Genomic DNA, 13,510 nt, shown 5'->3' on the forward strand with positions numbered 1-13,510 from the left:
TTTTGCCATACTTCGCCAAGGTTATTTTGAATGTTCTAACTTGTGTTTTTCTATGGAAGGCATTTTTATTGATTGAGCAAGTGTCTTTCTAATATTGAATTCCTCATTTTTTTCATTTTGTTGCAGTAAGTTAATGTTATTTATTTTATTTACTAAATCTTTCCCCTTTTCCAGAGTCTTTAAATCACTTTCGTTAATGTGATGTTCATTGTAAAATTCTGCAACAATTTCTTTTCTTTTCGGATAAGTATTTAAAAATTCCGACACCTGATGTTTAGCAACAGCTTGAATAAATTTCTTATTAAATCTTGAATCGTTATATAGATCTTCTAAATTTTCATCGTAGTGTTTTGCTTCATTTACAGCAAGCTTTATTATCTCTTCTATACCACTTAGAAGTTTCCTATACAATTTGTCGTATCTATTGCCTAGCACGTGTGTAGCGAATGTTTGTTCAATGTATTTTGTTATGTAATTTTGCAGCGTATTATCTATCGTGCTTATATTCATCAGCCTGCTTTAATATTGAATTAATAGAATACTTCTGAAGTCAAATTTTACTGAAAATTATGGTATTTAAGATATAATTGTCAGCATGAAATAAAAACATAAATAAAATGGATCTTGTAACAAAAGTGAAGCTCAAGATAAAGATGAATAAGGGTAAAATCATAAATATACTTATCATTTGTGGTGTAATTTTTTTCATATACCTTATTCATGAGCCAGTTGTAGATATGGTAGAAAAAATTATAAGTAAAATAAAAGGTCTCTTTTAAAAATAGAAAAAGTGAACTTTTTCCATCATCCAAACTTGAACCTGGAAAATTTAGTTAATGCATAAACTACTTATGTTGGCTATGAGTTCAACTGTATAAAATTCCGGTAAATTAAAATAAGTATTCATAAAAATATTGTTTTCTATAAACAGAGTATCTATAATGCTAGCTTTGGGGTAAAGTATTGCAGAGGAATTTTTTAATCTGGTTGTTGGCGTCACTGTTTTATGCATACCAATATATATTACGCGTAATTCCAAATATTATAATTCCTGAATTGGTAGTAAGGTTTAATATAGGAACAACAGAAATAGGACAATTTTGTGGACTGTATTATGTAGGTTATGTGTTAGCACATATTCCTGTAGGTATTCTTTTAGATAGATTTGGTTCTAAAGTTGTTATACCGATTTGTATTGCATTAACATCTTTAGGTGCTTTACCTTTAGTCAGTTCTAATGATTGGAGTTATTCTATTATTGGAAGAATAATTACTGGTATTGGATCCTCTGCTTCAGTACTTGGACTCTTTAAAATAATAAGAATCTATTACCATAGAGAAAAATTTGCCATGATGTTCAGCATATCGGTTATTATTGGCATTTCAGGTGGTGTATTTGCCACCAAACCATTACATGTCTTACTTGATAAGTTTGGGTGGGATTATTTATTTACTGTGTGTATAATGCTTGGATTATTGCTTGCTTTAACTACCTTTATATCTATACCTAAAGTTGGCACCTCAGACGAAGAATTAAATATTAAAAATTTAAGCAAAGTTATATTTAATAAAGATATTTTATTGATAGGTTTGTTTGGCGGTTTTATGGTTGGACCATTAGAAGGCTTTGCAGATGCGTGGTCCGCAACATTCTTGCATGAGATGTACGCTATAGATAGACACATTGCATATAGCATTTCAAAATGGATACTAATAGGCTTTGGCTTTGGGCATTTATTACTTCCTTACATATTAGCAAAAAATCCAACCAAGCACTATGAAATAATAATTTCTTGTGCTATGGCCATGATAATTGTGTTCTTATTACTTTTTATATGCAATATTAGTGAACTCCTGGCATGTATATTACTATTCATTATTGGTCTTGCTTCTGCATACCAAATTGTTTTTACTGCTAAAGTTGTAAGTTGTGTAAAAAACGAAGCAGTAGCAAGTGCAGGATCTGTAGGTAATTCCATAGTTATGAGTTTTGGTTATTTTTTTCACGTCATTATTGCAAATATAATGAATTTTTATTGGAACGGTGAAATTATCGATGGAAAGCCATTTTATGGAACTGATGTAATGGTTAAGTCTATGTTAATAATACCTATATGCCTACTAATAGGAATGATAGGCTTTTGGTTACTTAAAGTTATAAGCTGTAAAAAGAGCTAAGCAGATTTAGATGATTAATATAGTATTGTTTTTTATAACTAAAGTATCTATAATCCTAAATTTTAGCTGAGATTCATGTTGCAGAGGAATTTTTTAATCTGGTTGTTGACGTCACTGTTTTATGCATACCAATATATATTACGCGTAATTCCAAACATAATTGCGCCTGAATTAATAACAAAATTTAACATAAGTATTGCAGATGTTGGCCAGTTTGGTGGGTTATACTATGTAGGCTATACGCTAGCTCATATACCTATTGGTCTTTTCCTTGATAGATTTGGACCAAAGTTTGTTTTACCTGCTTGTACCGTTTTGACATTTACCGGAACACTACCGCTTATATGCTTTGATGAGTGGAATTATTCAATAATTGGAAGAATAATTGTGGGAATTGGGTCATCCGCTTCGGCAATTGGAATCTTTAAAGTTGCAAGCATGTATTTTGCGCAAGAAAAATCAGCAAGAATGGCCAGCTTATCTATAATTATAGGAATTTTGGGAGGGATATGTGGCGGGTTACCTTTAGACTTCTTACTCGATAAATTTGGCTGGAATTATGTTATCTATACATTCTCAGCATTTGGGTGTTTACTTGCTCTGTTGCTGTTCTTAGTAACGCCTGAAAGCAATGCTCAACAGGAAAAAGTTAGCATTAGAGACTTAAAAAACATACTTTTCAACAAGCATATTATTCTAATTAGCTTTTTTGGTGGACTCATGGTCGGTCCAATGCAAGGTTTTGCCGATGGTTGGGTGAAAGCATTCTTTTTTGAAGTATATAAAATGAATGAAGACTTGGCATCTTCTCTCTCTTCCGTAATATTGATAGGAATGTTAACAGGATCATTCTCTTTGGCTTATTTATTGGAAAAATATAAAAATAAGCATTATGAAGTAATAATTGCATGCTCATTTGCAATGATCGCTAGTTTTCTTTTGCTTTTTACTCAGATTGGTGGCTTGTATGTTGTATTACCTACGCTTTTTATTATTGGCTTCACATCTGGATATCAGGTGGTTACCATTTACAAAGCGATAAGTTATGTAAATAATAACTTAGTAGGCCTGGCTACAGCTGTGTCAAACATGATAGTTATGGTTTTTGGCTATTTTTTTCACACTGGGATCGCAAAAATAGTAGATTTGTGTTGGGATAGAACAATAATACAAGGAAATCCTGTGTATGGTGCTGAATTGCTGATAAAAGCAACATCAGTTATTCCTGTATGTTTGCTGGTGGCTGTTTTTGGGCTCTTATGGTTAAAAAATAAAGATTTTAGAGAAGTTGATTGTAATAAGTAGATAATTTATCGAAGGCTCGTATGATAAAATCGTTAGATGTACTAATTTAAGGCTCTTGTTATTATGAAATATAATACTTTATTTTACTTTGATATTTTTGTTTTAATTGTAATTGGGTTTTATTAGGTGGTAGGTATGTCGAAAAGTAATTTTTTTGTATGGTTGATAGTATCTCTTTTCTATGCATACCAGTATGTGTTACGTGTCATGCCAAACATAATTGCGCCTGTATTAATAACAAAATTTAATATAAGCATTGCAGATTTAGGGCAATTTAATGGTCTCTACTATGTGGGATTTACACTAGTTCATATCCCTGTTGGTCTTTGTTTTGATAGATTCGGTCCAAAAATTGTTTTACCTATTTGTGCTGTCTTGGTATCTATTGGAACATTACCTCTTGTGTGCTTTGATGAGTGGTATTATTCAGTATTAGGTAGAATAATTGTTGGGATTGGCTCGTCTGCGTCAGCAATAGGAGTATTTAAAGTTGCCAGTATGTATTTTTCGCGAGAAAAATCAGCAAAAATGGCAAGCATATCTGTTATTATAGGGCTATTAGGGGCAATATATGGTGGTCTACCAATAGAACTTTTGCTTGATGAGTTTGGTTGGAATTACGTAATTTATATTCTTTCAGGGTTTGGTTTCTTACTCGCTTTATCTTTATTTTTAGTTATTCCTTACAATGCTTACGACTTTCGAAAAGAAAAAATTAGCATGAAGGATCTAAAAACTGTGCTTTTCAATAAATATATCATTCTAATTAGTTTTTTTGGTGGCTTAATGGTAGGTCCACTAGAAGGTTTTGCTGATGCTTGGACAAAAGCTTTTTTATGTGAGGTATATCAAATGGCCGGTGATCTAGCGTCTTCAATTTCTTCTGTTATATATGTAGGATTTGCAGCTGGATTGCTCTCTTTTGCTCACATATTAGAAAAATACCCAAATAGACATTATGAAGTTATTATTGTCTGTTCCTTTGCAATGATTGCTAGTTTCCTTTTACTTTTTACACGGGCTGGCGGATTGTATATTGTATTGCCTGCACTTCTTGTTATAGGTTTCGCTTCTGGATATCAAATAGTAACACTGTACAAAGCATTAAGTTATGTAAATAATAACTTAATAGGATTAACTACAGCTGTATCAAATATGATAGTTATGGTTTTTGGCTACCTCTTTCACACTGGAATTGCGAAGGTAATAGGTTCTTATTGGGATAAAGCGATTATACATGGAAGTCCTATTTATAGTGCTGAATTGCTGATAAAAGCAACATCTATTATTCCTGTATGTTTGCTAATAGCTGTTTTTGGGCTCTTATGGTTAAAAAAGCAGGACAAGCAGTCTTAAAATTGCTTGTGCATCTTAAAATTAAAGCGAGGTTTGATCTATGATGAGTGTTTTAAAGAAAATCTGTGGCTCTAAAAATAGTTTAAAGTCTTTTGATAACGAGGTTTATCAGTCTATAGAAAAAGAATTACAACGCCAAAAATCACAATTGCAATTAATTGCATCAGAAAATTTTGCAAGCAAAGCGGTAATGGAGGCACAAGGCTCTTTTCTGACTAATAAATACGCAGAAGGTTATCCAGGTAAAAGATATTACTGTGGTTGTGAGCATGTGGACAAAATTGAAAGTCTGGCTATAGAAAGACTTTGTAAGTTGTTTGGTGTTAAATTTGCAAACGTTCAACCTCATTCTGGTTCTCAGGCAAACCAGGCGGTATTTGCTTCACTGCTTACTCCAGGCGATACAATACTTGGATTATCACTGAGTTGCGGTGGGCATCTAACTCATGGTGCGGCACCAAGCCTTTCTGGTAAATGGTTTAAGTCAATTCAATATACAGTGAATAAAGACACTTACTTGCTGGATATGGATGAGATAGAAAAGCTGGCGCTGGAGCATAAACCGAAATTGATCATAGCTGGTGCTTCTGCTTATCCAAGAAAAATGGACTTCAAACGCTTTCGCGAGATTGCAGATAAAGTTGGTGCTTATTTGCTTGCAGACATTGCTCACTATGCAGGGCTTATTGCAGCGGGCGAATATCCATCCCCTGCTGAATATGCACATGTTATGACTTCCACGACTCACAAAACTTTGCGTGGTCCTCGTGGTGGAATAGTGATGACCAATGATGAAGCATTACACAAAAAAATTCAATCCGCAGTTTTTCCAGGATTGCAGGGCGGGCCACTTATGCATGTGATAGCTGCAAAAGCTGTTGCATTTAAAGAAGCATTAGCACCAGAGTTTAAGACTTATAGCAAGAAAGTCGTGGAAAATGCGAAAGTGCTGGCTCAAGAATTGCAAAAGCATGGACTCGACATTATAACCGGTGGCACTGACTCTCATATAGTGCTAGTTGACTTAAGATCACAGAAATTAACTGGAAAAGACGTTGTAGATAGCCTTGAGAGGGCTGGCATTACCTGCAATAAAAACTCTGTGCCATTTGACACAGAAAAGCCAACCATCACCTCAGGGCTCCGTTTTGGCACCGCTGCTGAGACAACACGCGGACTTGAGGCAGAAAATTTTAAAGAAATAGCTGGTCTAATGAATGAAGTAATTCAAGGATTAATCAGCGGAAATAGCCCTGATATTGAAAGAACGGTGAAAACTAAAGTTGAAAAGATTTGTAGTAATTTTCCTATTTATTAATTTATGTGGTGTCATCCAAGTAGCTGGTAGAAACGAAAAAACTTACTTGACACCCTTCGCCAGCCCTCTTATCATGAAACTGAAGGTATTCATTTATCTTCAATCTGTGCAGATTAAACGACAACAGTATTACGTAATTGGCGTCTTATTTTTAATTTTTTGCACTATGCGCACCCTACGTCTTCACAACATTTCTGGGTTTTTACCTATATAAGCTGAAACGCGCTTATAAAGCGTTTAAGACAGTATAGCACGCCAATTTGCAGGATTAGAGAGTGACAACTAGCTAATACGGGATTTCTTTTGCCTTTTTTTCTGCTTAGTAAATTTCTTAAACATTTAAACTAAGATGAGTTGCATTTAAAAGCAGCTAAATTGCAGTGTTTAAGACTTAAAAAACGCCAATACTGAAAATAGACAATGACTAGGGCTTCTTTTGCCTTTTTTTCGTTTGGTAAATTTCTTAATGTTTGTAGCTAACATGAACAAACATTTGAGAGTAACTTCTGCTAGTAGGGTGTCATCCCAGTGCCCAGACACTGGGATCCAGGAATTTTATTAAGTTGGTAAGCATAAAAGTAGCCGTTTTATGTTAAAATACAACATTTTAATGATTATGAAAAGGCTGGATTCCAGCGTCACGCGCTGGAATGACATTGTAGGGTGTTATCCGAGTCCTTTTTCCGTCATCAGAGGACCATATGACGTCATCCAAGTAGCGTGACTACTTGGATCTAAGCTGTATTACCAAGTCCAATTAAGTGCAGCATCATCACTTGTTGGAGGCTCAAAATACGGTTGTGACATTTCCTCTTGCACAGCTCTTTTAAATTCTGGACTTTGTATGCTTATCTTTGTTACATGCTCTTGTAAGGCTTTCTCAGCAGCTATTGGACTTTTACCATCTGCTCCTGTCTCCCCTGTCTCTCCTTGTGGGCCTTGAGCTCCATCTTTACCATCTGCTCCTTTAGGACCAGTGGCTCCTGTCTCCCCTTTTAGCCCTTTACCTCCTAAGAACACCTTTGCTGTTTGATCATTTTTGTCACCATACGCTGTGTCAGTAGCATCAAGAAATCCTCCTAATTTATCCACTAAAATTGATTTGTCGCCGTCTTTTGCATCAAATATAGCATTCACGACATCTTTCGCTGCAGCTTTTGTTTTAAGCTCTGTAGCTTTAACAAAAGCAGTCTCTGCAGCAGTTTTAGTGTAAACTTCATCGGCTGGAGCAGCTTTAATATATACCTTATTTGTAAAATCAGGAGAAGCAGTTATAGCATCCACAACAGGCTGTTTTACTACTTCTGTTTTTAGCGTATCTGTAAGTCCTAAAGTTTTAACAAATGCATCATCCACACCTTTTTTGGTATAGATACCTTTATCATCAGCACCTTTTGCTAATTGTGGTATTAAAGCATCCACAACAGCTTTTTCTGCAACTTTTGTTCCAAGATCTGCAGTTTTAAGAAACGTGTCATCAACACCTTTTTTAGTATAGATACCATTATCATCAGCACCTTTTGCTAATTGTGGTATTAAAGCATCCACAACAGCTTTTTCTGCAACTTTTGTTCCAAGATCTGCAGTTTTAAGAAACGTGTCATCAACACCTTTTTTAGTATAGATACCATTATCATCAGCACCTTTTGCTAATTGTGGTATTAAAGCATCCACAACAGCTTTTTTTGCAACTTTTGTTGCAAGATCTGCAGTTTTAACAAACGCAGTATCTGCATCATTTTTAGTGTATACTTTATCGGTAAAATCAGTAGAAGCAATTATAGCATCCACGACATCTTTCGCTGCAGCTTTTGTTTTAAGCTCTGTAGCTTTGACAAAAGCAGTGTCTGCATCAGTTTTAGTGTAAACATCTGCAGTATTAGCTTTCTTTCTCAACTCATCATCCACACCTTTTTTAGTATATATACCTTTATCATTAGCACCCTTATTGAGTTCCACTATCAATTTTCCTAAAAAATTTTTGTTAGTTGCAAGGTTTTCTATTGTATCTATTGTACTCAATTTTTCACTCAACGCCATATCACCCTCCATTAATTACAAAAACCATAGCATGCATGAAAATAGTATAATTTTTGTTAATGCTAGATTTTACATAAGATTTCCTTGAAACTTGTTGTTTCAGAATTCTTCTCTTGTCATTCAAGTGTGTAGCAGATGATGTCATTCCAGTCTGGAATCCAGCCTTTATTATGCAGCCACTTATTTAAAGTTAAGTTTTCTGGATCCCAGTGGGCTTTGTTGCATCGCTAGCTATGATGGATTAAAGATAAAAAAGATAGGGAATATCAGTAGCTTATTATTCTGGTATTTATAACAAGAACGGTCAATGAATACCTAAATTTGAGTAAAAGAAATTTCACTACCATTTACCAATCCGGCTAAAATTCAAGAATTTCAATGCTTTAGCTATTTTCAATAGAATTAAATTTATTAATATAAATAACAAATTACTATTCTTAAATTTGATCAGATTGATTGCAAAAAAACAAGATTTTCAATAGGTTGCTTATAATCCTAATTATAGTTAGCCTTTCATAAGTAGCGATGCAACAAAGCCATCCCAGTGTCTGGGCACTGGGATGACACCGAAGGGGCTACTCGGATGACAAACCCTGTCATTCCAGGGCGTGACGCTGGTTTCCATCCAAGACGGCAGTGCTTGACACTGGAATGACAAGAAGAGGGCACTGCCCTCCTTGTATGTATTAGATATAGGCCGAGTTGTGGTCGTGATAAATGTGATCGCTTGCGCAATCGAACATTTTCACAAAACCATTCTCTAGATAAAGATTATATTCGTGATGTTGATCTGATAATACAATATTATCTTGCTCCCCTGAATTGAAATGACTTGAATCTGACAGCAATTCGTAATTTGGATTATCTATTTTACTAATGCTGTTTATTACTTTGCCATTACCACTTGATATAGCTAAACTATAACTATCACCATCCTTCATTATCTTGATGGACACCTTATCTTCAGGTAACACTATAAGCTTCTTTGTGCCACTATCGTGGATTACGAATTTGCCTTTTTCAAAATAGTATTTGTCTTCCGGCAAAGCACCAACCTTATAATCTGATGTGTGCAGTTTGTTCCAAAAATCTAACACAGATTGCTTTTCTGCTCCTTCCGCTCTATCATACAAGGCTTTCACATCATTATAATTTATCGTTACATTTGCCTTATGCTTCCCTTCTGAGTCCTGCTCGTAGCTCTTTTCTATTTTGAGAATTGTGTCTTTTAATACTACCTGTTCTTGCTCTTTCTCCTCCACTGAAGCTGACCTTTTTGCCCTTGTTGGAATTTGTGGCTGATCAGACTGCATTTCACTATTGTCGTTTGATGCAGTTTTCTCTTCAGCAGCTTGTGCAACAACATTAGTAGTACTATGAACTTCTGTCTTAGTTTCACTTACTTGCCCTTTTGGACTTTCGGTTTTTGTATATATTCTCTGATAGTCCGTGTAGCCTCTATTAGTATCACCGATATCACCACTACCTTGATCGAAAGTTATTTTTTTACTTCCATTTCCCATATCCTCAATTTCAACTTGAGGAGAAACAGATGCTAGGAAATCGTTATAACTGTAGTTGTAGTCAGCAGAAAAGAATATTTTACCTTTGAAGTTATGGAAGTTATTAGATAACATTCCAATTTCTTCGTCGCCATCAAACAATTTTACTTTAGTGAAATATGTTTGATCTTTTATTCTAACTATTTCACCGCTAGAGTTTCTTTGTATGTGGTAATCATTTGGGTCGTACTTTATAGCAAAAAGTTTGCCAGAGCCATATTTCTCTAAGTTTATAAGGCCCACATTTACATGTTTATGGGAATAATCTCTCTTTTCATATTCATGTGCAAATATTGGATCTATATATCTATATTCGTCTGATATATTTGGCATACCTACTGGATGTTCATTCCCATCTTTCGTCACCGGAACAAGCTTATATGCTCCATCTTTTTCCACTAATTTTAGGTGAGTAATACTTTGTGGTAGTTGAAACCTTACGTTTGCTCCATGGTCATGAATAAATAGATCACCTTTCTCGGTAATATAAAAGCCCATATTTTTAAATTCATGTAAGCGCTCGTCTCCTTGCTTTACGACAGCTTCATATACATCATCGTCTGTCCTATCTGTTCCCTTATTATCCAGTAATTTTCCTTTTTCCACGATTACTCCATTTGCCTTTTGCTCATCAGAATATTGTGCATGTTCTGAATCCTGATGATTCAAAATTTTGGTACCTCTAAGAAGCAGAGAATCTAAATCTTTTTGGATGTGTCCAGTGCTAGGATGCAACAATTCATTTTCATGTAAATGCGCTTCATCAAAGTATTCATCGCGTTCAACTGTTCTGCCATCTATTAGGGAAGCTTTATAATGACCATTTTCTTTTGTAACTGCCATGTAAGCACCGCCTTCGTATGAAACATTTAAGTTGTGCAATATATCCTCAAAAACGAAAGTTTCTTTAGTTTGGCCTTCAACTTGCTTAAAAAATCCTGATTCGCTCAATAATTCTCCAAGCTTTGTATTTCCGTCATATATAGACAGTGCACCCATATCTCCTTGACCATGAGCTTGCATAGAAAAAATCTTACCTTCTTGTAGATCAATATGATTTGTACCTCTTATCAAGTTTGAATCGATGTTGATCATCTCTCCTAACATCTTTTCTACGTCGATGTTCTTAGTCGCTTTTACTTGTTCTAAGCCAGTGTTTATGGTTTTATCAAGTAAGGTACTTTTTAATTCCTCATATTTGGAGGGAATTGAATAATATTTGTCTGAATACTCTTCGTAAGAAATCTTCCCTTCGCTATATTCTTTATTTATCTTGGGATATTCCATTTGCCTCTGCTCATCCAGATTTTTTAATGCATCATCATAAGCTTTCTTTAAATTTTCATCATACTTTGATAGCATTCTAAAAGCCTGATTTTTATACTCTAGACTGTTTCGGTACTCATTACCTTGTTGGTCAGAGTAAGTTAGTTTATCCTGTCCATCGGAAGTTTTTACTACCTTGAGGAAATGATATTCCTTTGATATATCAAATGTATCATTTGTTGCCCTATTTATAGCACGAGCAACATCATAAAATGCAACGTGTTCTACAGGAGAAAAACTTCCAACGTTTTCTCCATCCATTTTTTCTATATTTGCTTTATAGTAGGATACGTTTTTAATTTCTCCACCCACTATTTCTTGACCAATTGCTATGAAATCTCCTTTTGTAACTTGCAAAGCGTTGAGATGTTCCATTGCAGTTTCTGTATCATTCTCAGCAAGCCAACTTTTGAAGTCAGTATCGTGTCCTTTTATGTCTTTCAAGAAACTTTTTGACTCATCTGAGTTACCTTGACGTAAAGCATCTAGGTAGTCTCTTAATAAACTAGGATCTTTTTCCTGTAAGTACATTATCAACGCATGACCTGTTTTATAAACCAAGCTATTTGCTTCGCTGTCCTTTGAGTATTCTAAACTTAAAATTTTATCTAAATCCAAATTTGCAGCTTCAGTTTTGTCGATACTTGATCCTTGAGAATTGAATTTATGATCTGAATGATGCTCAAAGTAGTCTGCAATTCCTTCCATTAATACTGTAGGTAAAGATTTGTCTCCTGTAGCCAAGTAAGTTAAACCATGTGCAAATTCATGCTGAAGGTTATGAATGCCACCTTGCTGGTAGACGTACATTTCAGCAAAAACGTCAGCTTTCCCTTTGTAGTAACATTTACCACCTTCGTCTCCAAGGTAAGAACCGAAACGCTCGCTTCCGCCAAGGTGAGTGTAATCATCCTTGTCATCAAACATGTAAATTTTAAATGTTTGTTCTGAACTGCCGCGTTCTAACTCGAATGCGTTTTCAAAATTAGTAGCTGTTTCTCTTATCTCACTTTCAATGTTAGCAACTTTACTTGCTCTTAAATTGTGAGAATAAACCTCTACTTTAATATTTAAATCTTCAACTTCTATAACATGTGGCGAATTAAACCCTTTGCCGTTATTGTTGAAATATTCTGCTTTAATTATATTTTTATTTACTTGTTAACTAATTGTCATAATTTTAACCTCTAATTTGCTGATCTTTCAATATCAAGCATAAAGTAATTTCCCTAAAAAAAACGTAAATCCCTGTATTAATATAATTTATATCTTAATAAATAAAGTATAGATAGTTAACTTAATATGTAAAATTTAGAATATGGCTGAAATTCTATACAGCTATATTCCGGAATCACATTGGACAAGGACAAAAGCAAAGTGGTTTATTGACTTTCATTCCACCAAAGCACTATACTAAAACCACGATGGGTAATTAGCTCAGTTGGTAGAGCACTTGCTTGACGTGCAAGCGGTCGCTGGTTCGAACCCAGTGTTACCCACGTTTTTGTTTATGAAAAGATTTTATATGACAGCAGTGCATAACGGTAAACACTCAGCAGCGGAGTCCAAGCGCTTAATCTATTCCATAATAATAGTTGCGATAACAATGTTTATGGAAATAGTAGGTGGAATAATTTCACATTCGCTTGCTCTATTATCAGATGCAGGGCATATGCTCACTGACCTCTTTGCCTTGGTTTTAAGCTGGTTAGCACATAGGTTTTCAGCTAAGAAATCCGATTTGCAGAGATCATACGGATATCATCGGTTGCAGATAATTGCAGCATTTGTTAATGGTTTAACTCTATTCCTCATTGCAGTAATCATTATAATTGAGTCAATAAAGAGGTTTATTTTTCCAGTCAATGTTGAGTGGAAAGTAATGTTAATAATTGCTACACTCGGTCTTGTCTCTAACATAATAGTCTTTTTTATATTACATAGTAAATGCGAGAGCAATATAAACATAAAAAGTGCTGTACTACACGTTATAGGAGATATTTTAGGTTCTGTAGCTGCTATACTTGCATCTATAATTATCATGCTTACTGGATGGCAAATAGTAGATCCAATCTTATCAGTATTTGTTAGTGTGATAATTCTAAATAGCGGCTATAAAATTCTCAAAAATTCTTGCCATATACTCCTTGAAGGTACGCCTGAGGGTATATCTGCTGAAGAGATAAAAAGTAAGATCACATCAGAATTACCTGAAGTGATAGATGTGCACCACATACATACATGGTCGCTGTCTGATAATTATTTTATAATTACCATGCATGCTAAAATAAAGCAAAATGTGCAGCACACCAATGTTTTATATGAAATAAAAAAAATATTGCTAGATAAGTTCGAGATAGCACACTCTACAGTCGAGATCGAATACGATGAGTGTGCGGATAATAAGATACTTAAACATTGACGT

Annotated in this window: 10 protein-coding genes and 1 tRNA gene; 7 read left to right on the top strand and 4 right to left on the bottom strand. The window is 34.7% G+C overall.

Annotated elements, in window-relative coordinates; genetic code table 11:
• Window positions 1-21: 21 nt before the first annotated feature.
• Window positions 22-510: a hypothetical protein gene (locus tag AAGD76_RS04645; protein ID WP_006280043.1), complete on the bottom strand. Its 489-nt coding sequence runs from the start codon at window positions 508-510 to the stop codon at window positions 22-24.
• A 107-nt stretch (window positions 511-617) separates the two neighbouring features.
• On the opposite strand from AAGD76_RS04645, the gene AAGD76_RS04650 reads away from it, so the two are divergent.
• From AAGD76_RS04650 to glyA, 5 genes are all read left to right on the top strand, one after another.
• On the top strand, window positions 618-779 hold the full coding sequence (locus AAGD76_RS04650; protein WP_006280042.1) for a hypothetical protein: 162 nt from the start codon (window positions 618-620) through the stop codon (window positions 777-779).
• A 184-nt stretch (window positions 780-963) separates the two neighbouring features.
• On the top strand, window positions 964-2,178 hold the full coding sequence (locus tag AAGD76_RS04655; protein ID WP_174515889.1) for an MFS transporter: 1,215 nt from the start codon (window positions 964-966) through the stop codon (window positions 2,176-2,178).
• Window positions 2,179-2,253: 75 nt separating this feature from the next.
• On the top strand, window positions 2,254-3,483 hold the full coding sequence (locus AAGD76_RS04660) for an MFS transporter (RefSeq protein ID WP_341820451.1): 1,230 nt from the start codon (window positions 2,254-2,256) through the stop codon (window positions 3,481-3,483).
• 135 nt (window positions 3,484-3,618) lie between these two features.
• Window positions 3,619-4,839: an MFS transporter gene (locus tag AAGD76_RS04665; RefSeq protein WP_253303566.1), complete on the top strand. Its 1,221-nt coding sequence runs from the start codon at window positions 3,619-3,621 to the stop codon at window positions 4,837-4,839.
• 40 nt (window positions 4,840-4,879) lie between these two features.
• Window positions 4,880-6,157 (top strand): serine hydroxymethyltransferase, encoded by a 1,278-nt coding sequence (glyA, locus tag AAGD76_RS04670; protein ID WP_341820452.1) that lies wholly within the window; start codon window positions 4,880-4,882, stop codon window positions 6,155-6,157.
• Between the two features lie 744 nt (window positions 6,158-6,901).
• Here glyA and AAGD76_RS04675 read toward each other — a convergent pair.
• From AAGD76_RS04675 to AAGD76_RS04685, 3 genes are all read right to left on the bottom strand, one after another.
• The gene (locus tag AAGD76_RS04675; RefSeq protein ID WP_341820453.1) at window positions 6,902-8,209 is read right to left on the bottom strand and encodes a collagen-like protein; all 1,308 of its coding nucleotides are present in this window, start codon (window positions 8,207-8,209) and stop codon (window positions 6,902-6,904) included.
• 501 nt (window positions 8,210-8,710) lie between these two features.
• A complete protein-coding gene (locus AAGD76_RS04680) occupies window positions 8,711-8,866 on the bottom strand; it encodes a hypothetical protein (protein ID WP_153296799.1) in 156 nt (51 codons plus the stop codon).
• A gap of 17 nt (window positions 8,867-8,883) precedes the next feature.
• Window positions 8,884-12,012, bottom strand: coding sequence for a peptidase M2 (locus AAGD76_RS04685; RefSeq protein WP_341820454.1), 3,129 nt, complete (start codon window positions 12,010-12,012; stop codon window positions 8,884-8,886).
• A gap of 499 nt (window positions 12,013-12,511) precedes the next feature.
• Here AAGD76_RS04685 and AAGD76_RS04690 point away from each other — a divergent pair.
• Window positions 12,512-12,584: transfer RNA gene (locus AAGD76_RS04690), tRNA-Val, on the top strand.
• Window positions 12,585-12,595: 11 nt separating this feature from the next.
• Window positions 12,596-13,507 carry a cation diffusion facilitator family transporter gene (locus AAGD76_RS04695; protein WP_341820455.1) on the top strand — a complete coding sequence of 304 codons (912 nt, stop codon included), beginning with the start codon at window positions 12,596-12,598 and terminating at the stop codon, window positions 13,505-13,507.
• Window positions 13,508-13,510: the final 3 nt, after the last annotated feature.

The sequence above is a fragment of the Wolbachia endosymbiont (group A) of Cydia strobilella genome, assembly GCF_964026745.1.
GTDB classification, from domain to species: Bacteria; Pseudomonadota; Alphaproteobacteria; order Rickettsiales; family Anaplasmataceae; genus Wolbachia; species Wolbachia pipientis.

Bases quoted from the DNA above. Each gene is read 5' to 3' on its own strand.
- AAGD76_RS04645 (WP_006280043.1), bottom strand. From the start codon at position 510: ATGAATATAAGCACGATAGATAATACGCTGCAAAATTACATAACAAAA.
- AAGD76_RS04650 (WP_006280042.1), top strand. From the start codon at position 618: ATGGATCTTGTAACAAAAGTGAAGCTCAAGATAAAGATGAATAAGGGT.
- AAGD76_RS04660 (WP_341820451.1), top strand. From the start codon at position 2,254: ATGTTGCAGAGGAATTTTTTAATCTGGTTGTTGACGTCACTGTTTTAT.
- AAGD76_RS04665 (WP_253303566.1), top strand. From the start codon at position 3,619: ATGTCGAAAAGTAATTTTTTTGTATGGTTGATAGTATCTCTTTTCTAT.
- glyA (WP_341820452.1), top strand. From the start codon at position 4,880: ATGATGAGTGTTTTAAAGAAAATCTGTGGCTCTAAAAATAGTTTAAAG.
- AAGD76_RS04675 (WP_341820453.1), bottom strand. From the start codon at position 8,209: ATGGAGGGTGATATGGCGTTGAGTGAAAAATTGAGTACAATAGATACA.
- AAGD76_RS04685 (WP_341820454.1), bottom strand. From the start codon at position 12,012: ATGTTTGATGACAAGGATGATTACACTCACCTTGGCGGAAGCGAGCGT.
- AAGD76_RS04695 (WP_341820455.1), top strand. From the start codon at position 12,596: ATGAAAAGATTTTATATGACAGCAGTGCATAACGGTAAACACTCAGCA.